Genomic DNA, 21,064 nt, shown 5'->3' on the forward strand with positions numbered 1-21,064 from the left:
CCCCGGCCGGTGGCCGGGGCGCCGTCGTGGTGGGTGGCCCGCGGTGGGCCCCGGTGCCGGGCCGGGGTCAGCCGGCCTCGCGGGCCCTGCGGCGCGTGCTGAGCTCGTCGGCCAGGACCACCGCCGGGGCGGTCACCTCGGTGCGCTGGGCGGGGCGCTCGCTGGGCAGCGAGGCCAGCTCGCCCTCCACCTCGCGCCACACGCGGCCCAGCGCGATGCCGAACACGCCCTGACCGCCCTGCACGAGGTCGATGACCTCGTCGGCGGAGGTGCACTCGTACACGCTCGCGCCGTCGCTCATGAGGGTGATCTGGGCCAGGTCCTCCACCCCGCGCCGGCGCAGGTGGGTCACCGCGGTGCGGATCTGGTGCAGGGAGACGCCGGTGTCCAGCAGCCGCTTGACCACCTTGAGCACCAGGATGTCGCGGAAGCCGTACAGGCGCTGCGAGCCCGACCCCGAGGCGCCGCGCACGCTGGGCTCCACCAGGCCCGTGCGGGCCCAGTAGTCCAGCTGGCGGTAGGTGATGCCGGCCGCCTTGCACGCGGTGATGCCGCGGTAGCCGACCTCCTCGTCCGGGCCGGGCTGGTCGTCGGCGAACAGGAGGCCCTGCGCGGGGACCGGCTCCTCGCCGTGCGACGACCCAGCGTCCGCCTCGCCTCTGCTCACGCCGGCCTCCTCCTCATCGCCCCGGTCCGATCGTCGGTGCCGTGCCGACCGGGAGCGTCCTGTCAACTGACCGTAGAGTCGCACCCGCGGAGCGTCAACGAGGCGCGCGGCGCGTCGCCCGCCGATCCGGGGTTCACCGGTCCGAGCCCGGGGCCGGGCCGGAGCCGGACTCGAAGTCCTCGGGGGTGATGTGGTCGAGGAACTCGCGGAACTTCTCGACCTCGTCCTCGTCCTCGTCGGGCACCGGCACGCCGCCGGAGTCGAGGACCTCCTCGGCGCTCACGATGGGGCACCCCACGCGCAGCGCCAGGGCGATCGCGTCCGAGGTGCGCGAGCTGACCGTGGCACCGCCGTCGAAGGCGAGCTCGGCGAAGTAGACGTTGTCGCGCACCTCGACGATGCGCACCTCCTCCAGGCGCCGGCCCAGGGCCGCGATGACGTCCTTGAGGAGGTCGTGGGTCAGCGGCCGCGGGGGGACCACGCCCTGCTGCGCGAAGGCGATGGCGCTCGCCTCGGGCGCGCCGATCCAGATCGGCAGGTACCGGTCCCCGTCGCGCTCGCGCAGCAGCACGATCGGGTTGTTGGAAGGCATCTCGACCCTGACGCCGATGACATCGAGCGCGCGCACGCGTTCACCGTACCCCTCCCGGGGCCCGGGCGGCGGTCGGCGCCGCCGACCCGCCGGTGACCGCCGCGCGATCAGCCCGTGACGCGCCCGAGCGCACCGGCCACCAGCGCGGTGTGCAGGCGCAGGCAGGCCGAGGCGATCTCGCGGGCGACCTGCTCGGCGCGCGCCGCGGAGTCCGCCGAGCGCTGCCGCTGCAGCGGGGCGGCGACCTGCTCGGCCAGCGCGACCTCCCGGTCGGCGGCGGTGCGGAAGACCCGCAGGTGCCGGGCCTCGATGCCGTGCGCGGCCAGCGTCGCCGCCGCGCGCAGCACCTCCAGGGCCTCCCCGTCGTACCAGGGCCCGCCCGGGGCCGGGGCCAGCACGCCGAAGCCCTCCAGGGCGTCCAGCAGCTCCGCCTCCACGCCGGACTCGCGCAGCAGCTCCGAGCGGGTCAGCCGCAGCCGGGCCGCGCGCCCGTCGAAGCGCTCGACGGCCGGGGCGGCCCCGGTCACCGCCTCCGGCGCGCGCGGGGCCGTCCCGGTGTGCTCGGGCGGCTCCAGGCCCCGGTCGATCGCCTGCAGGTTCTCGCGGATGACCCGCAGCGGCAGGTAGTGGTCGCGCTGGGCGCTGAGCACGTACCGCAGCCGGTCCACGTCCGAGGAGGAGAACTTGCGGTAGCCGGCGGCCGTGCGCCGCGGCTCCACCAGGCCCTGCTCCTCCAGGAAGCGGATCTTGGAGATCGTCACGTCCGGGTAGTCCGGCGACAGCAGCGCCATGACCTCCCCGATCGTCATGCGCGGGGCGTCGGGGTCGAACGCGGTCGCCCGCGAGGTGGCCGCGCTCACGCGGTCCGCCCGCCCCCGCCCGCGGCGGGGCCGCCCTGCTGGGCACTGGGGTGGTAGACCATCCGGTACTTGCCGATCTGCACCTCGTCGCCGGCGCGCAGCACCACGTCGTCGATGCGCTCGCGGTTGACGTAGGTGCCGTTGAGGCTGCCGACGTCGCGGACCCGGAAGCCCGGGCCGCTGGCCGGGTCGGGGGCGCGCAGGAACTCCGCGTGGCGGCGCGAGACGGTGACGTCGTCGAGGAAGATGTCGCTCGTCTGGTGCCGGCCGGCCGAGGTCCGCTCCGCGTCGAGCAGGAACCGCGCGCCCGCGTTGGGGCCGCGGCGCACCACCAGCAGCGCCGAGCCGGGCGGCAGGGCCTCCACCGCCGCCTGGTCGTCGCGGCTCAGGCCGCCCTCGACCGCCTCGTGGACCTCGGGGACGGCCAGCCCCGCGAACGACATCGTCGAGTCGGCGGGACGCTCGTCCGCTGCCGGCCCGGGGGTCGTCCCCTCGTCCGGGGACGTGCCCGACGGAGACATCGCACCACCTCTCGCAACACCGCGGACCGCGACCCGCGCGACCCGCTGCAGCGGGACGGTCCCCGCTCCTGACGCTGATCGCCACCCTAGCCGGGCCCGCGCAGCGGCCTCCACACTCCCCGTGCCCGCCACCCGTCCGGACGGGTGACGGGGCCGGCTCAGCCGGCGTGGGAGCGGTACGCCTCCGCGTCGAGCAGGCCCTCCAGCTCGGCCGGGTCCGAGACGGTGATCGTGAACATCCAGCCCTCGCCGTAGGGGTCGGAGTTCACCAGGTCCGGGCGCGTCTCCAGGCCGGGGTTCTGCGCGGCCACCACGCCGCTGACGGGCGCGTTGATCTCGCTGACGCTCTTGGTGGACTCCACCTCGCCGCAGGAGGCGCCGGCGGTGACGCTCTCGCCCTCCGCGGGCAGGGAGACGTACACGACGTCGCCGAGGGCGTCCTGCGCGTGGTCGGTCACGCCCACGCGGACCGTCGTGCCGCCGTCCTCGACGCGCACCCACTCGTGCTCGGCGGTGTAGCGCAGGTCCTCGGGCACGCTGGAGGCCATGGGGCGTCTCGCTCCTCGTGGTGGGGGGTGTCTCTCGCGGGGCGCTCGCCCGGAGCGGTTCAGCCGCCGCCGGCCGCGGGGCCGGGCGACGCCGGGCGAGCGTACTGAGGGCTCGAGACGGCGTGCAAGGCGGTCACCTCCACCCGCTCCGGGGTGCTCACCGACAGCTGCGCCCCGAGCTGGCGCAGCGACTCGCGCACGCCGCCGGGGATGTCCAGCGCCGTGGAGAGCGTCGCCGGGTCGGCGATCGCGCGCACCTCGTACGGCGGGGCCAGCGCGGTGCCGTCGACCAGCACGCCCGGGCCCCGGCCGGCGCCGGGGTCCTCGAAGGCGGTGCTCGCCACGACGCGCACCGGGCCGATCTGCACGGCCTCGGCCCCCGCGTCGCGCAGCTCCTGCACCAGGCTGACGAAGCTCGCCGCGCGCACCGCCCCGGCGGGGTCGTCGACCGTGGCCACGACGCCGGGGCCGGTGGCGGGCACCGTGCCCGCCAGCAGGCCGTACTCCTCGGCGCGCCGGCGCGCCGCGCGCGCGGCCGCCTCGGCCGAGTCGCTGCCGGCGGTGAGCTCCTCGCGGGTCGCCTCCAGCTGGCGCACCTCCTCGGCGAGCCGGTCGCCGCGCTCGCCGGTGTCGTCGAGGATGCGCACCAGGTCGCTCTGGCGCAGCTCGCCCAGGCCCGCCGCGTCGTTCTGGCGCACCTGCGCCACCACGCCGAAGCCCAGCGCGGCGCACAGCAGCCCGGCGAGCAGCTGGCCGCGGGTGGCCCGCGGGCGCCCGGCGTGCCACAGGCGCCGCCACGGCGAGCGGGGCGCGGCGGGGCCGCGGGAAGCGCCGCCCGCGGGGGCGCCGGGGCCCTCGGGCCCGCTCACGCCTTCAGCAGGTGCCGGCGGATCGCGGCGGCGTTGGAGAAGATGCGCACGCCCAGGACCACGACCACGCCGGTGGACAGCTGCGAGCCCACGCCGAGCTGGTCGCCCAGGTAGACGATGAGCGCGGCCACCACGGCGTTGGACAGGAACGAGACGACGAAGACCCTGTCGTCGAAGATGCCGTCCAGCACGGCGCGCACGCCGCCGAAGACGGCGTCCAGGGCGGCCACCACCGCGATCGGCAGGTACGGCTGCAGGAAGACGGGGACCTCGGGCCGCAGCAGCACCCCGGCCACCACGCCCACCAGCAGCCCCACGGCCGCGATCACTGCGCCCCTCCCCCGTCGTCGCCCGGTGCGCCCGCCGCCTCGTCCGGCGCCGCGGGCGTGGGAACGGTACCCGCCGCGCCCCCGCCCGGTCCGCGCGCCACGCGCAGCTGCAGGCGGGCGGCGGCCGGCAGGCTCAGCTCCTCGTCGCCCGAGCGCGCGCCCACCCGCACCCCGATGCCGTAGTTGTCCTGCAGCACCTGCAGGTAGCGCCCGGCGACCGAGGCGGCCAGCCGGGTCTGCAGCACCGCGGGGTCGCCGACGGCCTCCACGCGGTACGGCGGGGTCAGGGGCCGGTAGTCCACCAGGACGGCCTCGCCGGCGGCGCGGATGGACGACAGCGAGGACAGCCGCAGCCCGTTGACGGCGACGGCCTCGGCGCCGGCCTGCCACAGCCCGTTGACGAGCAGCTGCACGTCGCGGTCGACCACGCGCCCGGAGGGGGCGGCGGCGCCGGCGCCGGCGGGGTCGCGCGGGGCGTCCTCCAGGACGACCTCCACGCCCGGGCCGGTGACGGCCGTCGCGCCGGCGGCCACCGCCAGGGCGCCGGCCTCCTCGCCGGCCGCGGCGGCGACGGCACCGCCCAGGCGGGCGGCCAGGGCGGCGTTGCCCTCGCGCAGGGCGGTCGCCCGCGCGGCGAGGCCGTCGGCGCGGGCGGTGCCGGCGCGCACGCGCTCCAGCAGGTCCGCGCGGCCGCGGTCGGCGTCCGGGGCGCCCGCCGCGGCGCGCACGCCGGCGACGGCGAGCAGGGCGCCGAGCACCAGGGCCGCCAGCGCGGTCAGCGCCCGGGGCCGGCCGGCCGGCTCCCCGCCGGCCTCGCGGCGGCGCTGCGCGGCCGCGGCGTAGCCGGGGTCCAGGGGCCGGTGCATGGCCTCGGTGAGCAGGCTCATGCTCGCGTCCGGGCGCTGCGGCGGGTGCGGCGGCGGGTGCGGCGAGGGGTGCTGCGGCGCGCGCGCGGCGCGCGCCGGGCGGGGGCGCCTCACGCGCCGGCGCCGGAGCGCTCGGCGCGCACCACGGCGGCGACCTGCTGCACGTACAGCACGCCCGCCCACCAGTACAGGCCCGTGCCCCACAGCGCGAAGGCCCACCCCAGGGCGCCGGCCACGTCCGACAGCGCCGGGCTGACCTCGCCCAGCAGCAGCAGCGGGAAGGCGTAGAGCAGGCAGAAGGTGCCGGCCTTGCCGAGGAAGTGCACCGGCGGCGGGCCGTGGCCCACGCTCGCCAGCACCGGCACCGTGCAGGCCAGCAGGACGTCGCGGCCGACGAGGACGACGACCAGCCACCAGGGCACCAGCTCGCGCCAGGCCAGGCCCAGCAGCGTGGAGAGGATGTAGAGGCGGTCGGCGAAGGGGTCCAGGAGCTGGCCCAGCCGCGTGACCTGGTCCCAGCGCCGGGCCAGGGAGCCGTCCAGGTAGTCGCTGGCGCCGCTGACGGCGAGCACGAGCAGCGCCCAGCCGTCGTGGCCGCGGGCGATGAACAGCGCGAAGACCGGCACCAGCAGCAGGCGCAGGAAGCTCAGGGCGTTGGGCAGGGTCCAGACGCGGTCGCTGACCGCCCGGCCACCCTCCGTGCCCACCGCGAACCCCCGTGTGGTTGTCTTCGACTCCGCCGCGCCGCGCCGGGCCCTCGACGGGCACCTGTCGGCTGGTCCTGGCAGGGTACGGCCCTGCCGGTCCGGGCCCTGCCGGGACCGGTGCAGGACGCTCCAGGACCGGGCGCACTACTTTCGAGAGAGGGTCGACACCCATGCGCGTGCTCGGCGTCAACGCCGTCTTCCACGATCCCGCCGCCGCCCTCGTGGTCGACGGCGAGGTGGTCTTCGCCGCGGAGGAGGAGCGCTTCAGCCGCCGCAAGCACGGCAAGCGGCCCGTGCCGTACTCGACGTGGGAGCTGCCGGAGCTGGCCATCAAGCACGCCCTGGCGGCGGCGGGCCTGCGGCCGCAGGACCTCGACCTCGTCGGCTACTCCTACGACCCCTCCCTGGTGCTGCCGTCCTCCGAGCTGGACCTGGGCGACCCCGACGACGCCATCCGCACCCGCTACGCCGAGCGCGCCGCCGAGGCGCTGGCGACCGCCCTGCCCGGCCTGGACCCGGCGAAGGTCCACCACGTGCCGCACCACGTCGCGCACGCGGCCTCCGCGGGGCTGGCCTCGCCGGAGGCGGCGCGCGAGGGCGGCTGCAGCGTCCTGACCGTCGACGGGCGCGGCGAGGCCGTCTCCTCGCTGGCCGGGCGCTACCGCGGCGGCTCCCTGGAGGTCCTGGCCAGCCAGCGCCTGCCGCACTCCCTGGGCCTGCTGTACGAGTCGCTCACCGCGCACCTGGGCTTCCTGCACTCCTCGGACGAGTACAAGGTCATGGCGCTGGCCTCCTACGGCAAGCCCCGCTTCGCCGACGAGCTGGCCGAGTTCGTGCACGCCACCGGCGACGGCGGGTTCGTCGCCCAGGCGCCGGACTGGTCGCGATGGGCGCCGCGCCTGCTCGACGGCGAGCAGTGGGACCCGCGCCGCGACACCGACCACGCCGACCTGGCAGCCAGCGTGCAGGAGGTCCTCGAGCGCACCCTGGTGGAGGTCGCCACCTGGCTGCACGGGCAGACCGGCGACCGGGTGCTGGCGATGGCCGGCGGCACGGCCCTGAACTGCGTGGCGAACTCGCGCATCTGGCGCGAGTCGCCCTTCGAGGAGGTCTTCGTGCAGCCCGCCGCGGGCGACTCGGGCACCGCCCTGGGCGCCGCGCTGCAGCTGGCCGCCGACGCCGGCGAGACCCTCGTGCCCATGCACGACGCCGCGCTGGGCCGCTCCTGGAGCGACGAGGAGCTCGCCGACTGGCTGCGCACCGCGCGCCTGCCCTTCACCACCCCCGAGGACCTCGCCGGCGAGGTCGCCGACGTGCTGGCCGCCGACGGCGTGGTGGCCTGGTTCGACGGCCGGGCCGAGTTCGGCCCGCGCGCGCTGGGCCACCGCTCGCTGATGGCGCACCCGGGGAAGAAGGAGAACCTCGAGCGCCTCAACGACGTCAAGGGCCGCGAGCAGTTCCGCCCGGTGGCGCCGATGGTGCTCACCGAGCGGGCGCGGGAGATCTTCTCCGACGGGCCGTTCCCCAGCCCCTACATGCTCTTCGTGCACGACGTGGCGCCGCAGTGGCGCGAGCGGATCCCCGCCGTCACGCACGTCGACGGCACCGCGCGCATCCAGACCGTCGACGACGAGCGCACCCCGAAGGTGGCCGCGCTGCTGCGCGCGTTCGAGGAGCGCACCGGCCTGCCCGTCGTGGTCAACACCAGCCTGAACACCGCCGGGCGCCCGATGGTCGACGACCCGCGCGACGCGCTGGAGCTGTTCGGCTCGGCGCCGGTGGACCTGCTCGTGCTGGGCCCGCACCTGGTGCGCCGCAGCACGTTCGCCGCGCCCGCCGGCTCGGGCGCGTCCGGGACCGCCGGCGCGTGAGGTCCGCTGGCACCGTGTTCTCCGTCGTCGTCCCCACGGTGGGACGGCCCAGCCTCGACGTGCTGCTGGGCACCCTGGCCGCGCAGCGCGGCCCGGCGCCCGAGCTCGTCGTGGTGGTCGACGACCGCCGCGGGCGCGACGGCGGCGGCGCCGACCCGTGCGAGGCGGCCTGCGCGCGCGCCCGCGAGCGGGGCCTGGACGTGCGGCTGGTGCGCTCGGGCGGGCGCGGTCCGGCCGCGGCGCGCAACGCCGGCTGGCGCCGCACCCGCACGCCGTGGGTGGCGTTCGTCGACGACGACGTGGAGCTGCCGCCGGAGTGGTCCGAGCGGCTGGTCGCGGACCTGGCCGCCGCCGGCGAGCGCGTGGGCGGCGTGCAGGGCCGCATCGTCGTGCCGCTGCCCGCCGGGCGCCGGCCGACCGACTGGGAGCGCGGCACCGCCGGCCTGCAGGACGCCGCCTGGATCACCGCCGACATGGCCTACCGCCGCGCGGCGCTGGAGCGGGTGGCCGGTTTCGACGAGCGGTTCCCGCGGGCGTTCCGCGAGGACTCCGACCTGGCGCTGCGCGTGCTGGACGCCGGCTGGGAGCTGGTGCGCGGCGAGCACGGCGCGGTGCACCCGGTGCGCCCCTCGGACGACCTGGCCAGCCTGCGCCAGCAGCGCGGCAACGCCGACGACGCCACGATGGGCGCCCTGCACGGGCCGCGCTGGCGCGAGCGCGCGCAGTCGCCCGTGGGCCGGCTGCCCTGGCACGCGGCGACCACGGCTGCGGCCGCGGCCGCGGTGGTGGCCGGGGCGGCCGGCCGCCGGCGCGCGGCCGCGCTCGCGGCGCTGGCGTGGGCGGGGCTGACGGCGGAGTTCGCCTGGCGGCGCGTGGCCCCCGGCCCGCGCGACGCCGCCGAGGTGCGCCGCATGCTGCTCACCAGCGCCGCGATCCCGCCGGCCGCGGTGTGGCACCGGGTGCGCGCCGAGCTGCGCTGGCGGCGCACCCCGCCGGCGCCGTGGCCGCCGCCGGTGCGCGCGGTGCTCTTCGACCGCGACGGCACCCTGGTGCACGACGTGCCCTACAACGGCGACCCGGAGCTGGTGGAGCCCGTGGACGGCGCCGCGCAGGCGCTGGCGCGGGTGCGCGCCGCGGGGCTGCGCACCGGCCTGGTCAGCAACCAGTCCGGGGTGGCGCGCGGGCTGATCACGCGGGAGCAGGTCGGGGCGGTCAACGACCGCCTGGCCGCGCTGCTGGGCCCCTTCGACACCGTGCAGGTGTGCACCGACGGCCCCGGCGCGCCCTCCTCGCACCGCAAGCCGGAGCCGGGCATGGTCCTGGACGCCGCCCGCGCGCTGGGCGTGCTGCCCGCGGAGTGCCTGCTCGTCGGCGACATCGGCGCCGACGTGGAGGCCGCGCTCTCGGCCGGGGCCCGCGCCGTGCTCGTGCCCACGCCGGTGACGCTGCCGGCCGAGGTCGAGGCGGCGCCCGTGGTCGCCGCCACCCTGCCCGGGGCGGTCGACCTCGCGCTCGCCGCCGCGCGGCCGGTCCCCGGGCCCGCGTCGTGAGGCTGCTGGCCGCCCGGCTCGACAACGACGGCGACGTGCTGCTGACCGGCCCCGCGGTGCGCGCGCTGGCCGCGGCGGGCACGGTGGACGTGCTGGCCTCCCCGGCGGGGGCGGGCGCGGCCCGGCTGCTGCCCGGCGTGGCCGACGTGCTGGTCTTCGACCCGCCGTGGAGCGGCTTCTCGCCCGCCGCGGTGGACCCGGCCGCCGTGGAGGACCTCGTGGCGCGCGTGCGCGCGCGCGGGTACGACGAGGCGGTGCTGTTCACCTCCTTCCACCAGAGCCCGCTGCCGCTGGCGCTGCTGCTGCGCCTGGCCGGGGTGCCGCGCATCAGCGCCACCAGCGAGGACTACCCCGGCTCGCTGCTGGACGTGCGCCACCGCCGCGAGGGCACCGCGCGCGCGGACGTCGGCGAGGCCGTGGCCGCCCTGGACCTGGCCGCGGCGGCGGGCTTCGCCCTGCCCGCCGGCGACGACGGCCGGTTGCGCGTGCTGACCACCGCGCCGGTGCCCGAGGGGCTGCCGGACTCCTACGTCGTGGTGCACCCGGGCGCCTCGGTGCCCGCGCGCGCGCCGCTGCCGCAGCAGGCCGCCGGCATCGTCGAGGCGCTCGTGCGCGCCGGCCGCGCGGTCGTCGTCACCGGCGGCCCCGGCGAGCGGGAGCTGACCGCGGCCGTGGCCGGCTCGCGCGCGGTGGACCTGGGCGGGCGCACCGACCTGCCCGGGCTGGCGGCCGTGCTGGCCGCCGCGGACGCCGTGGTGGTGGGCAACACCGGCCCGGCGCACCTGGCCGCGGCCGTGGGCACGCCCGTGGTCTCGCTGTTCGCCCCCGTGGTGCCCGCGCAGCGCTGGGGCCCGCACGGGGTGCCGCACGTGCTGCTGGGCGACCAGGGCGCGCCGTGCCGGGGCACGCGGGCGCGCGAGTGCCCCGTGCCCGGGCACCCCTGCCTGGCGGGCGTGGGCGCGCGAGAGGTCGTGGCGGCCGTGGAGGCGCTGGCACCGGCCGTCCCCGGGACGGTCGTCGAGGAGGTGCGGGAGAGCGCTCCCGCGGGAGGGACGTCGTGAGGATCCTCGTCTGGCACGTGCACGGGTCGTGGATGACGGCCTTCGTCTCCGGCGCGCACGAGTACCTGCTGCCGCTGGTGGACGACCGCGGCCCGGACGGGCGCGGGCGCGCGCGCACCTGGGACTGGCCGGCCTCGGCCGTGGAGGTGCCGGTGGCCGACCTGCGCTCGACGCAGTTCGACGCGGTGGTGCTGCAGCGGCCCGAGGAGCTGGAGCTGGTGGAGCGCTGGACGGGCCGCCGGCCCGGCCGGGACGTGCCCGCGGTCTACGTCGAGCACGACGCCCCGCGCGCCGGCGCCGCCGACAGCCGGCACCCGCTGGCCGACCAGCGCGCCGTGCCGATCGCGCACGTGACCTCCTTCAACCGCCTGTACTGGGACTGCGGCCGGGCGCGCACCACCCTGGTGGACCACGGCGTCATCGACCCCGGGCACCGCTACGCGGGCACCTCGGCGTCGCTGGCGGCCAGCGTCAACGAGCCGGTGCGCCGCTGGCGGGTCGCCGGCACCGACGTGCTGCTGCGGGTGGCCGAGGAGGTCCCCGTGGCGCTGCACGGCATGGGCGTGGCCGAGCTGGCCCGCCGCGCGGAGGGCACCGCGGCCGGCAAGGGCCTGACGGTGCACGAGGACCTGCCCCAGGCGCGGCTGCACGAGGCGCTGGGCGCGCACCGCGCGTACCTGCACCCCTACCGCTGGACCAGCCTGGGCCTGTCGATGATCGAGGCCATGATGATCGGGATGCCTGTGCTGGCGTTGCCGGCGACGGCGGCGCCGGAGGCGGTGCCCGCGCAGGCGGGCGTGCTCTCCAGCGACCCGGAGGTGCTGATCACCACCGCGCGGCGGTGGCTGGCGAACCCGGACGAGGCGCGCGAGCGGGGTGCGGCGGCGCGCCGCCACGCGCTGGCGGCGTTCGGGGTGGAACGCTTCCTGGCTGACTGGGACCGACTGCTCGAGGAGGTGGTGGCATGACGGCCCCCGCGAGGAACGGTGGTCCGCGCACGCCGCGGCGGATCGCGATGGTGTCCGAGCACGCGAGCCCCCTGGCCGTGCTCGGCGGCGTGGACGCCGGTGGGCAGAACGTCCACGTGGCCGCGCTGGCGTCGGCGCTGGCCGACCGCGGCCACGAGGTGGTGGTGTACACGCGCCGCGACGCGGCGGACCTGCCGCGGCGCGCGCGGCTGCGCCCGGGCGTGGAGGTGGTCCACGTGGACGCCGGCCCGGCCGAGGCGGTCGCCAAGGACGACCTGGCTCCCTTCATGCCCGCCTTCGCGGACGTGCTGCGCGAGGAGTTCGCGCGCGAGCGCCCCGACGTGGTGCACGCCCACTTCTGGATGTCGGGCACCGCGGCGCTGCCCGCGGCGCGCGCGCACGGCGTGCCGGTGGTGCAGACCTTCCACGCCCTGGGCAGCGTCAAGCGCCGCTACCAGGGCGAGGCGGACACCAGCCCGGCCGGGCGCCTGGACGCCGAGCGGCGCCTGGCGCGCGAGGCGGACCTGGTCATCGCCACGTGCCGCGACGAGGTGGCGGAGCTGCGCGCCTCGGGCGCGCCGCCGCGGCGGGTGCAGGTCGTGCCGTGCGGGGTGGACACCGCCCGCTTCGCGGGCGCGGGCGCGGACGTCGTCGGCCCGCGCCGGCCCGGGGTGCGCACGCGGCTGCTGAGCGTGGGGCGGCTTGTGCCGCGCAAGGGCGTGGAGGCGGCCGTGCGCGCGCTGGAGCTGCTGCCCGACGCGGAGCTGGTGGTGGCCGGCGGCCCCGCCGCGCACGACCTGGACGGCGACCACGAGGCCGTGCGCCTGCAGAAGATCGCCGTGGAGCTGGGCCTGGCGGACCGGGTGCGCCTGGTGGGCCGGGTCGCGCCCGCGGACCTGCCCGGGCTGCTGGCCTCCAGCGACGCGCTGCTGGCCACGCCCTGGTACGAGCCGTTCGGCATCGCGGTGCTGGAGGCGATGGCGGCGGGCGTGCCCGTGGTGGCCTCGGCGGTGGGCGGGATGCTCGACACCGTCCGCGACGGCGTGACCGGCCGGCTGGTGCCGGTGGACGGCGACGGGCGGGTGGCCCCGGCCGACCTGGCCGCGGCGGTGCGCTCGGTGGTCGAGGACCCGGCGGTGGCCGCGCGGCTGGGCGCGGCGGGCCGGGAGGTGGCCGTGGAGCGCTACGACTGGGCCCGGGTGGCCGCGTCCACCGAGTCCGCCTACGAACTGCTGCTGGAGGAGGCCGGAGAGGTGCTCAACACGCACCGGTACGTGCGCGAGCACCTCGGGGAGCTGCGCGGGGTGCTGGACGCCCTGCAGCGCCAGGCGGACCGGCTGGACCGCTGGGGCCGGGAGCTGGTGCGCGTCGTCGACGCCGGCGGGCGGCTGCTGGTGGCCGGCAACGGCGGCAGCGCCGCCGAGGCGCAGCACCTGACGGCGGAGCTGGTGGGCCGCTTCCTGGGCGAGCGCCGTCCCCTGTCGGCGATCTCGCTGCACGCGGAGACCTCCACGGTGACGGCCATCGCCAACGACTACGGGGTGGAGGAGGTCTTCGCCCGCCAGGTCGAGGGCCACGGCCGCCCCGGCGACGTGCTGCTGCTGCTGTCGGCCAGCGGGCGCAGCGCGAACCTGCTGCGCGCGGCGGAGCGGGCCCGCGAGTGCGGGCTGGCGGTGTGGGCGATGACGACGTCGGTGCCCAACCCGCTGGCGGAGCTGGCCGACGAGGCCGTGGTGATGCCGGGCCCGTCGACCTCGGCGATCCAGGAGGGGCACCTGATGGCGGTGCACACGCTGTGCGTGGCCGTGGAGGCGCACCTGCCGGCCTCGCGCGGCGCCGCGCGGTCGCTGGACCTGACGGCCGTCGCGGCGCGCGGGGCCACGGCGTGAGCGCGCGGGCGGGCCGGCGCGTCGTCGTGGTCGGCGACGTGCTGCTGGACCGGGAGGTGCTCGGCGGGGTGCACCGCGTCGCGCCGGACGCGCCGGCGCCGGTGGTGGACGTGGAGGAGGTGCGCGAGTCCCCCGGCGGGGCGGGCCTGACGGCGCTGCTGGCGGCCCTGGAGCCGTCGGCGGAGGTGCTGCTGGTGGCCCCCGTGGCCGACGACGACGCGGGCCGGCGGCTGCGCTCCCTGCTGCGCGGGGTGGAGGTGGTGGCGCTGCCGCACGCGGGCGGCACCCGCCGCAAGTCGCGGGTGCGCGCCGACGGGCAGGTGCTGGTGCGCCTGGACGACGGCGGCCCGGGCACCCCGCAGCCGGACGCGGCCTCCCTGGGGGCGGCGCGCGCGGCGCTGGCCTCGGCGGACGTGGTGCTGGTCTCGGACTACGGCGCGGGCACCACCCGCGAGCCGCGGCTGCGCGAGCTGCTGGCCGAGGCCGCGCGCCGGGTGCCGGTGGTGTGGGACCCGCACCCGCGCGGCGGCGCGCCGGTGCCCGGCTGCGCGCTGGTGACCCCGAACCTCGCCGAGGCGCGCGGGTCGCTGGCCGCCCACCACCTGGACGCGGCGTCCCTGCGGCCGGAGGAGCTGGCCGCGGAGCTGCGCGCCCTGTGGGACGCGGGCGCGGTGTGCGTGACGGCCGGCGCGCGCGGGGCGTACTGCGCCGCGGCGGGCAGCGAGGCGCTGCACCTGCCGGCGGAGCCGGCCACCGGCGACCCCTGCGGCGCCGGGGACCGCTTCGCGGCCAGCGCGGCGCTGGAGGTGGCGCGCACGGGCGCGCTGTCGCCGGCGCTGGCGCGGGCGGTGCGCGACGCCTCGGCGTGGGTGGCCGCCGGCGGCACGAACGGCTTCTTCGCCCCCGCCCCGGCCCCGGTGGCGCAGCGCCCCGCGGGGCTGAGCCCGGCGGAGGTGGCGGCGCGGGTGCGCGCCGCCGGCGGCACCCTGGTCGCCACCGGCGGCTGCTTCGACGTCCTGCACGCCGGGCACATCGGCTGCCTGGAGGCCGCGCGCGGCCTGGGCGACGCGCTGGTGGTGCTCATCAACTCCGACGAGTCGGTGCGCCGCCTGAAGGGCCCGGGCCGGCCGGTGGTGGGCCAGGAGGACCGCGAGCGGGTGCTGCGCGCGCTGGCCAGCGTGGACGCCGTGGCCGTCTTCACCGAGGACGACCCGCGCGCGGCGCTGGCGCAGCTGCGCCCGGACGTGTGGGCCAAGGGCGGCGACTACGGCGGCGCGGAGCTGCCGGAGGCGGAGCTGGTGCGCAGCTGGGGCGGTCGCGTGGTGCTGCTGCCGTACCTGGACGGGCGCTCTACGACGTCGATCCTGGCCGCCGGCGCCGGGCGCGCGTGAGCGCGACGGCACCCGGCGCGGCACCCGGTGACGGGGCGCCGCGCGAGCTGACCGGCGCGGACCTGCTGGTGCTGCGCGCGCTCGGGCTGGGCGACCTGCTCGCGGGCGTGCCCGCCCTGCGGGGCCTGCGGCGGGCGTTCCCGGACCGCCGGCTGGTGCTGGCGGCCCCGGCGGGCATCGGCGGCTTCCTGCAGCGGCGCGGGGTCGTCGACGAGGTGCTCGTCACCGCGGGGTTGGGGCCGCTGCACGCGAAGGGCTCCGGGCACCTGGCGGTGGACCTGCACGGCAACGGCCCGGCCAGCCGGGAACCGCTGGCCGCCACCGGACCCGATGAGCTGCTGGGGTTCCGCACCGACGGCTTCGAGGGTCCGGCGTGGGTGCGCGACGAGCACGAGGTGGCGCGCTGGTGCCGCCTGGTGGCCGCGTGGGGCGCCGGGTGCGGCCCGCAGGACCTGCGGCTGCGCCCCCGCCCCGCCTCCCCCGCCGACCCGCCCGCCGACGGCCCGGTCGTGGTGCACCCCGGGGCGGCGTTCGCCTCCCGGCGCTGGCCGGTGCGGCGCTGGGCCGCGGTCGTGACGCACCTGGTGGCCGCCGGGCACGAGGTGCACGTGACGGGCACCGCCGACGAGGCCGGCCTGGGCGCGGCGCTGGCCGCGGCCGGCGCGGTGGACCGCTGCGGGGCCCTGGACCTGGACGGCCTGGCGGACCTGGTGGGCTCCGCGCGCCTGGTCCTGTCCGGCGACACCGGCACCGCGCACGTGGCCACGGCGCTGGCGACCCCGTCGGTGCTGCTGTTCGGGCCCACCCCGCCGCGCTGGTGGGGCCCGGCCGTCGACGCCGACCTGCACACCGTCCTGTGGCACGGCGACCCGGCGGCCACGGACTACGTCGGCGACCCGCACGGCGCGGACGTCGACCCGACGCTGGCGCGGATCACCGTCGAGGAGGTCCTCGCCGCGGCCGGCCCGCTCCTCGCCGCCTGAGCCGCCCGCGCCGCCCGCGCCCGTCGCTGCTCGGCGCCCGGGTGCCGGGTCCCGAAGGTCCCGCGACCCGGGCGAGGTCCCACTCCGGGGCGAGGACCCGACCCGCGAGGACCCCCGGGGCTCAGCCGGGCAGGAAGGCGTCGGGCGTCAGGGGCAGGTCGCGCACGCGGACGCCGGTGGCGTGGAAGGCGGCGTTGGCGACGCACGCGGCGGCTCCGACGATGCCGAGCTCGCCGATGCCCCGGGTGCCCATGGGGTTGACGCGCGGGTCGTGCCCGTCGATCCAGTGCGCTCGCAGGTCGGGCACGTCCGCGCTGGTGGCGATGTGGTACTGGGCGAAGTCGTGGTTGACGACGTGGCCGAACCGGGGGTCGACGACGCTCTCCTCGTGCAGGGCCATCGACACACCCATCGTCATGGCGCCGAGGAACTGCGAGCGGGCGGTGCGGGGGTTGACGACGCGGCCGACGTCGAACACGCCGAGCATGCGCGCCAGGCGCACCTCGCCGGTGTCGGCGTGCACGCGGACCTCGCTGAACTGCGCCCCGAAGGAGTACGTGGCGTACCGCTGCGCGTCGGGGTTCTCCGCGGCGCCGGCGGTCACCTCGTCGCCCGGTCGCGGGGATCGGCCGTGCTCGGCGCGGAACGCCTCGGCGGCACCGACGATCGCCGAGCCCCACGAGGAGGTCCCCGAGGAGCCGCCGGCGACGCTGGCGGGGGGCAGGGCGGAGTCGCCGATCTCGAGGCGCACCCTGTCCACGCCCACGCGCAGCGCGTCGGCGGCGATCTGCGTCAGGGCCGTCCACGCGCCGGTGCCGATGTCGGCGGCGCCGATCTGCACCAGGTAGCGCCCGTCGTCGCCGTAGGCGACGCGGGCCCGGTTGCCGGGCATGCTCATGGCCGGGTAGACCGAGCAGGCGACGCCGGTGCCGACCCACCAGCCGTCCTCCAGTCGCTGCCGGGGGCGCGGGTCGCACCCGGCCCAGCCGAAGCGCTCGGCCCCCTCGCGCAGGCACTGCACGAGGTGACGGCCGGACCAGGGCTGACCGGACTCGGGGTCGCGCTCGGGGTCGTTGCGCACGCGCAGCTCGACGGGGTCCACGCCGCAGGCGGCGGCCAGCTCGTCCATCGCCGTCTCGAGGGCGAACGAACCGGGGCACTCGCCCGGGGCGCGCATCCACGACGGCGCGGGCACGTCGAGCGCGGCCAGCCGGTGGGTGCTGCTGCGGTTCTCGCCCGCGTACATGAACCGGCTGATCACGGCGGTCTGCTCGGCGAACTCCTTGAACCGGGCGGTCTGGCCGAGGGCGTGGTGGTCGACCGCGGTGAGGCGGCCGGACGCGTCGGCGCCCAGGCGCACCCGCTGGATCGTGGGGGTGCGGTACCCGGTGAAGGAGAACATCTGCTGGCGCGTGACGGCGTACTTGACGGTGCGGCCGGGCACGGCCTGCGCGGCCAGGCACACGAGCACCTCGTGCGGGTGCGGGTTCCCCTTGGAGCCGAAGCCGCCGCCGACGTGCGGGGCGATCACGCGCACCCGGTCTGCGTCGAGTCCGAAGACGCTCACCAGCGTCTTCTTCACCGCGTGCACGCCCTGGGTGGAGTCGTGGACGGTGAACCCGCGGGCGTCCCACAGGGCCAGCGTGGTGTGCGGCTCCATGGGGTTGTTGTTCTCCCACGGCGTGGAGTACCACTCGTCGACGGTGACGGCGGCGGAGGCCAGGGCCGCGTCGACGTCGCCGCCGGCCAGGTCGGTCTCGAAGGAGGGGTTGACCGCGTCGGGCGCGTACAGGTCGCTGCCGCGGCTGAGCACCACGTCGTGCGGCTGCTCGTCGTACTCCACGCGCACCAGGCCGGCGGCCTCGCGGGCGACCTCGGGGGTGTCGGCGACGACGGCGGCGACGACCTGGCCGCGGTAGTGCACCTCGTCGGTCTGCAGGACCGCGAACTCGGCGTCGTCGGTGCCGGCCAGGCGGGGCGCGTTCGCGGGCGTCAGCACGTGCAGGACGCCCTCCAGCGCCCTCGCGGCGGAGGTGTCGACGGCGGTGACGCGGCCGCGGGCGATCGTGGACTGCACCGGGTGCAGGTGGGCGGGGGCGTCGACGCGCTGCTCGTAGGCGTACGGCGCCTCGCCGGTCACCTTCAGGGCCCCGTCGAGGCGCTCGAGGTCGGCGCCGATCGAGACGGGCACGATCGCGCCGGTCACCGGTGCTCCTGCTGGCGGCCGGCGAGCTCGCGCAGGGACGCGACGATCGCCCCGCGCGCCATGGGCACCTTGAAGGCGTTGCCGGGCCGGGGGTGGGCGTCGGCCAGCTCCGCGTCGGCGGCGGCGCGGAAGGCGTCCTCGGTGGCCGGTCCGCCGCGCAGCACCTGCTCGGCGCGCCGGGCGCGCCAGGGCTTGTGCGCGACGCCGCCGAGGGCGAGGCGGACGTCGGTGACGGTGCCGTCGTCGACCTCCAGGACGGCGGCGACCGAGACGAGGGCGAAGGCGTAGGAGGCGCGGTCGCGCACCTTGCGGTACAGCGAGGTGCGGGCGGCGGGCACGGCCGGGACCTCCACGGCGGTGATCAGGTCGCCGTGCTCCAGGACGGTGTCGCGCCAGGGCTCCTCCCCGGGCAGCCGGTGCAGCTCCTCGAACGCGAGGCGCTTGGTGCCGTGCGCGCCGAGGACGACCACGGTGGGGTCGAGCACCGCCATGCCGACGGCCATGTCGGAGGGGTGGGTGGCGATGCAGTGCTCGGAGGCGCCGAGGACGGCGTGGTAGCGGGTGTAGCCGCCGAGCGCCGAGCACCCCTGTCCCGGGGTGCGCTTGCCGCAGGGCGTGGTGACGTCCTGGAAGTACGCGCACCGGGTGCGCTGCAGCAGGTTCCCGGCGGTGGTCGCCATGTTGCGCAGCTGCCCGGAGGCGCCGGCGAGCAGCGCCATCGCCAGGACCGGGTAGTCGCGGCGCACCGCGGGGTGGCCGGCCAGGTCGGAGTTGCGCACGGTCGCGCCCACGCGCAGGCCCCCGCCGGGCAGCTCCTCGACGGTGTCCAGCGGCAGGCGGGTGACGTCCACGAGCAGGTCCGGCTCGGTGAGGCCGAGCTTGAGGTGGTCGACGAGGTTGGTGCCCGCGCCCAGGAAGGCGGCGCCGGGGCGGGCGGCGACGGTGGCGACGGCGCCGGCCGCGTCCTCGGCGCGCTGGTAGTCGAAGGGCCTCACGCGTCCTCCCCCCGCTCGCGGGCGACCCGCAGCACGGCCTCGACGATGCCGGCGTACGCGCCGCAGCGGCACAGGTTCCCGCTCATGCGCTCGCGGACCTCGGCCTCGTCCAGCTCCACGGGTGCGGTGAGGTCGGGGCTGACGTGGCTGGGCGAGCCGGCGGCGACCTCGGCGAGCACCCCGACGGCGGAGCACACCTGCCCGGGGGTGCAGTAGCCGCACTGCAGGGCGTCGCGGTCCAGGAAGGCGCGGGCCACGGGGTGCAGGCCGTCCGGTCCGCCGAGGCCGGCGGCGGTGACCACCTCCGAGCCGTCGACGGCCACGGCCAGGCTCAGGCAGGGCAGCTGGCGCCGGCCGTCCAGCAGGACGGTGCACGCCCCGCACTGGCCGTGGTCGCACCCCTTCTTGGGCGAGGTGTTGCCCAGCCGGTCGCGCAGGGCGTCCAGCAGGCTCGTGCGGGTGTCGACGTCGAGGACGTGGTCCTCGCCGTCCACGCGCAGGCGCACCGTGCGGGTGCGGGCCGGGCGGTGCGTCGTCTCGCCGCTCACGCGGGCTCCCTCCATCGCTGCCCGCAGCGTTCCCCCGTTCCCCTCCGCCCGCACCCCGGACCGCGGGTGCGGGCCGACGAACCCCGCGGGCCCCGCACCTGCGGGTGCGGCCGGGCTCAGGTCCCGCAGAAGGTCCGGTACGCCCCGAAGTCCGGCGGTGCGGGGGCCGCGTAGCGCTCCAGGCCGGGGCGCTCCTCGAACGGGGCGCGCACGACGTCCAGCAGCCGCTGGAACGGGCCGGTGTCCCCGGCGGTGGCGGCCTCGAGCGCCTCCTCCACGAGGTGGTTGCGCGGCACGTAGAGGGGGTTGGCGCGCTCCACCGCGCCGGGGTCGGGGTCCAGGGCGCGCCAGCGGCGCACCCAGTCGTCGAGGGCGTCGACGTCGAGGAAGTTGCGGCGCAGCGGCTCGGCGTCGCCGCGGGCGGCGGCGGCCAGCGCGCGGAAGGAGGAGGTGAGATCGGCGCGCGGGGCCTGCAGGAGGGTGAGGAACTCCTCGGCCAGCGCGGCGACGAGCGCGGGGTCGGTGCCGGCGGGCAGGCCGAGCTTGGCGCGCGCCCCGGCGGTCCAGGCGGCCTCGTAGGCGGTGCGGAACCCGTCGAGGGAGGCCACGGCGAGCTCGACCGCGCGCTCCTCGTCCTCGTGCAGCAGCGGCAGCATCGCCTCGGCGAGGCGGGCGAGGTTCCACTGGGCCACGGCCGGCTGGTTGCCGTGGGCGTAGCGCCCGCCGTGGTCGATGGAGCTGTAGACCGTGGAGGGGTCGTAGGCGTCCAGGAAGGCGCAGGGCCCGTAGTCGATGGTCTCGCCGGAGATCGTGGTGTTGTCGGTGTTCATCACCCCGTGGACGAACCCGAGGAGCATCCAGCGGGCCACGAGCGAGGCCTGGGCGGCGGCGACGGCCTCGAACAGCGCCAGGGGCGGGTTCGCGGCCTCGGCCGCGGCGGGGTGGTGCCGGGAGATCGCGTGGTCGGCCAGGCGGCGCAGCAGGTCGAGGTCGCCGGTGGCGCGGGCGTACTGGAAGCTGCCCACGCGCAGGTGGCTGGCGGCGACGCGGGCCAGGACCGCGCCGGGCAGCGGCGTCTCGCGCTGCACGGCGCGGCCGGTGGCGACCACGGCCAGGGAGCGGGTGGTGGGCACGCCCAGGGCGTGCATGGCGGTGCTGACGAGGTGCTCGCGCAGCATGGGGCCCAGGGCGGCCAGGCCGTCGCCGCCGCGGGCGAAGGGGGTGCGCCCGGAGCCCTTCAGGTGCAGGTCGCGCAGCCGGCCGTCGGGTCCGGTGATCTCCCCCAGCAGCAGGGCGCGCCCGTCGCCCAGGCGCGGGACGAACCCGCCGAACTGGTGCCCGGCGTAGGCCTGGGCGACCGGTTCGGCCCCCTCGGGCACGGCGGTGCCGGCGAGCAACCGGGCGCCGTCGGGGCCGGAGAGCCACCGCGCGTCCAGGCCCAGCTCGGCGGCCAGCTCCTCGTCGAGGACGACGAGGCGCGGGTCCGGGGCCTGCTCGGCGCGCCAGGGCAGCGCCATCTCCGGCAGCTCGTCGGCGAAGCGGTGCCCGAGGACGACGGCCGGGTGCGGTGCGACGCTCACCCCGCGAGCGTACGGGCGCGCGCCGGGCACCGCCCGCGCCCCGGCCCAGCCGCTGGCCACGGC

Annotated in this window: 20 protein-coding genes; 7 read left to right on the top strand and 13 right to left on the bottom strand. The window is 78.0% G+C overall.

What is annotated here, in order from left to right; translation table 11 throughout:
• Positions 1-67: 67 nt before the first annotated feature.
• The 9 genes from ACRYR7_RS15985 to ACRYR7_RS16025 all read right to left on the bottom strand — a co-directional run bounded on the left by ACRYR7_RS15985 (position 68) and on the right by ACRYR7_RS16025 (position 5,959).
• The gene (locus ACRYR7_RS15985; protein ID WP_432573098.1) at positions 68-667 is read right to left on the bottom strand and encodes a MerR family transcriptional regulator; all 600 of its coding nucleotides are present in this window, start codon (positions 665-667) and stop codon (positions 68-70) included.
• Between the two features lie 133 nt (positions 668-800).
• Positions 801-1,295 (bottom strand): bifunctional nuclease family protein, encoded by a 495-nt coding sequence (locus tag ACRYR7_RS15990; RefSeq protein WP_432573099.1) that lies wholly within the window; start codon positions 1,293-1,295, stop codon positions 801-803.
• A gap of 71 nt (positions 1,296-1,366) precedes the next feature.
• Positions 1,367-2,068, bottom strand: coding sequence for a transcriptional regulator FtsR (ftsR, locus tag ACRYR7_RS15995; protein WP_432573116.1), 702 nt, complete (start codon positions 2,066-2,068; stop codon positions 1,367-1,369).
• Positions 2,069-2,115: 47 nt separating this feature from the next.
• Positions 2,116-2,640, bottom strand: coding sequence for an FHA domain-containing protein (locus tag ACRYR7_RS16000; protein WP_432573100.1), 525 nt, complete (start codon positions 2,638-2,640; stop codon positions 2,116-2,118).
• Between the two features lie 158 nt (positions 2,641-2,798).
• Positions 2,799-3,188, bottom strand: coding sequence for a glycine cleavage system protein GcvH (gcvH, locus tag ACRYR7_RS16005; RefSeq protein ID WP_432573101.1), 390 nt, complete (start codon positions 3,186-3,188; stop codon positions 2,799-2,801).
• 59 nt (positions 3,189-3,247) lie between these two features.
• Positions 3,248-4,057: a DUF881 domain-containing protein gene (locus ACRYR7_RS16010; RefSeq protein WP_432573102.1), complete on the bottom strand. Its 810-nt coding sequence runs from the start codon at positions 4,055-4,057 to the stop codon at positions 3,248-3,250.
• Entirely contained in the window at positions 4,054-4,386 is a 333-nt protein-coding gene (locus tag ACRYR7_RS16015) for a small basic family protein (protein ID WP_432573103.1), read from the bottom strand. The genes ACRYR7_RS16010 and ACRYR7_RS16015 overlap by 4 nt, the downstream gene beginning before the upstream one ends.
• A complete protein-coding gene (locus ACRYR7_RS16020; RefSeq protein WP_432573104.1) occupies positions 4,383-5,273 on the bottom strand; it encodes a DUF881 domain-containing protein in 891 nt (296 codons plus the stop codon). The genes ACRYR7_RS16015 and ACRYR7_RS16020 overlap by 4 nt, the downstream gene beginning before the upstream one ends.
• 89 nt (positions 5,274-5,362) lie before the next feature.
• Positions 5,363-5,959: a CDP-alcohol phosphatidyltransferase family protein gene (locus ACRYR7_RS16025; RefSeq protein ID WP_432573105.1), complete on the bottom strand. Its 597-nt coding sequence runs from the start codon at positions 5,957-5,959 to the stop codon at positions 5,363-5,365.
• A 170-nt stretch (positions 5,960-6,129) separates the two neighbouring features.
• Here ACRYR7_RS16025 and ACRYR7_RS16030 point away from each other — a divergent pair, with 170 nt between their 5' ends.
• Genes ACRYR7_RS16030 through ACRYR7_RS16060 form a run of 7 tightly spaced genes read left to right on the top strand, consistent with a single transcriptional unit; the run spans position 6,130 to position 15,672 of the window.
• Positions 6,130-7,830: a carbamoyltransferase family protein gene (locus ACRYR7_RS16030; RefSeq protein WP_432573106.1), complete on the top strand. Its 1,701-nt coding sequence runs from the start codon at positions 6,130-6,132 to the stop codon at positions 7,828-7,830.
• Positions 7,827-9,380 carry an HAD-IIIA family hydrolase gene (locus ACRYR7_RS16035; RefSeq protein WP_432573107.1) on the top strand — a complete coding sequence of 518 codons (1,554 nt, stop codon included), beginning with the start codon at positions 7,827-7,829 and terminating at the stop codon, positions 9,378-9,380. The genes ACRYR7_RS16030 and ACRYR7_RS16035 overlap by 4 nt, the downstream gene beginning before the upstream one ends.
• Positions 9,377-10,441: a glycosyltransferase family 9 protein gene (locus tag ACRYR7_RS16040; protein ID WP_432573108.1), complete on the top strand. Its 1,065-nt coding sequence runs from the start codon at positions 9,377-9,379 to the stop codon at positions 10,439-10,441. The genes ACRYR7_RS16035 and ACRYR7_RS16040 overlap by 4 nt, the downstream gene beginning before the upstream one ends.
• A complete protein-coding gene (locus tag ACRYR7_RS16045) occupies positions 10,438-11,409 on the top strand; it encodes a glycosyltransferase (protein WP_432573109.1) in 972 nt (323 codons plus the stop codon). The genes ACRYR7_RS16040 and ACRYR7_RS16045 overlap by 4 nt, the downstream gene beginning before the upstream one ends.
• 47 nt (positions 11,410-11,456) lie before the next feature.
• On the top strand, positions 11,457-13,298 hold the full coding sequence (locus tag ACRYR7_RS16050; RefSeq protein WP_432573117.1) for a glycosyltransferase: 1,842 nt from the start codon (positions 11,457-11,459) through the stop codon (positions 13,296-13,298).
• Positions 13,295-14,689 (top strand): PfkB family carbohydrate kinase, encoded by a 1,395-nt coding sequence (locus ACRYR7_RS16055; RefSeq protein ID WP_432573110.1) that lies wholly within the window; start codon positions 13,295-13,297, stop codon positions 14,687-14,689. The genes ACRYR7_RS16050 and ACRYR7_RS16055 overlap by 4 nt, the downstream gene beginning before the upstream one ends.
• Positions 14,686-15,672 carry a glycosyltransferase family 9 protein gene (locus tag ACRYR7_RS16060; RefSeq protein WP_432573111.1) on the top strand — a complete coding sequence of 329 codons (987 nt, stop codon included), beginning with the start codon at positions 14,686-14,688 and terminating at the stop codon, positions 15,670-15,672. The genes ACRYR7_RS16055 and ACRYR7_RS16060 overlap by 4 nt, the downstream gene beginning before the upstream one ends.
• 121 nt (positions 15,673-15,793) lie before the next feature.
• Here ACRYR7_RS16060 and ACRYR7_RS16065 read toward each other — a convergent pair whose 3' ends face one another.
• From ACRYR7_RS16065 to ACRYR7_RS16080, 4 genes are all read right to left on the bottom strand, one after another.
• Positions 15,794-17,878 (bottom strand): xanthine dehydrogenase family protein molybdopterin-binding subunit, encoded by a 2,085-nt coding sequence (locus ACRYR7_RS16065; RefSeq protein WP_432573112.1) that lies wholly within the window; start codon positions 17,876-17,878, stop codon positions 15,794-15,796.
• Positions 17,875-18,873 carry an FAD binding domain-containing protein gene (locus ACRYR7_RS16070; protein ID WP_432573113.1) on the bottom strand — a complete coding sequence of 333 codons (999 nt, stop codon included), beginning with the start codon at positions 18,871-18,873 and terminating at the stop codon, positions 17,875-17,877. Before ACRYR7_RS16070 ends, ACRYR7_RS16065 begins: the two co-directional genes overlap by 4 nt.
• Positions 18,870-19,436: a 2Fe-2S iron-sulfur cluster-binding protein gene (locus ACRYR7_RS16075; RefSeq protein WP_432573114.1), complete on the bottom strand. Its 567-nt coding sequence runs from the start codon at positions 19,434-19,436 to the stop codon at positions 18,870-18,872. The genes ACRYR7_RS16070 and ACRYR7_RS16075 overlap by 4 nt, the downstream gene beginning before the upstream one ends.
• A gap of 101 nt (positions 19,437-19,537) precedes the next feature.
• Positions 19,538-21,001 (bottom strand): protein adenylyltransferase SelO, encoded by a 1,464-nt coding sequence (locus ACRYR7_RS16080; RefSeq protein WP_432573115.1) that lies wholly within the window; start codon positions 20,999-21,001, stop codon positions 19,538-19,540.
• Between the last annotated feature and the right edge of the window lie 63 nt (positions 21,002-21,064).

This window comes from Kineococcus gurbantunggutensis, from assembly GCF_050871925.1.
Classification (GTDB): Bacteria; Actinomycetota; Actinomycetes; order Actinomycetales; family Kineococcaceae; genus Kineococcus.

Bases quoted from the DNA above. Each gene is read 5' to 3' on its own strand.
- ftsR (WP_432573116.1), bottom strand. From the start codon at position 2,068: ATGACGATCGGGGAGGTCATGGCGCTGCTGTCGCCGGACTACCCGGAC.
- ACRYR7_RS16000 (WP_432573100.1), bottom strand. From the start codon at position 2,640: ATGTCTCCGTCGGGCACGTCCCCGGACGAGGGGACGACCCCCGGGCCG.
- gcvH (WP_432573101.1), bottom strand. From the start codon at position 3,188: ATGGCCTCCAGCGTGCCCGAGGACCTGCGCTACACCGCCGAGCACGAG.
- ACRYR7_RS16020 (WP_432573104.1), bottom strand. From the start codon at position 5,273: ATGAGCCTGCTCACCGAGGCCATGCACCGGCCCCTGGACCCCGGCTAC.
- ACRYR7_RS16030 (WP_432573106.1), top strand. From the start codon at position 6,130: ATGCGCGTGCTCGGCGTCAACGCCGTCTTCCACGATCCCGCCGCCGCC.
- ACRYR7_RS16050 (WP_432573117.1), top strand. From the start codon at position 11,457: ATGGTGTCCGAGCACGCGAGCCCCCTGGCCGTGCTCGGCGGCGTGGAC.
- ACRYR7_RS16075 (WP_432573114.1), bottom strand. From the start codon at position 19,436: ATGGAGGGAGCCCGCGTGAGCGGCGAGACGACGCACCGCCCGGCCCGC.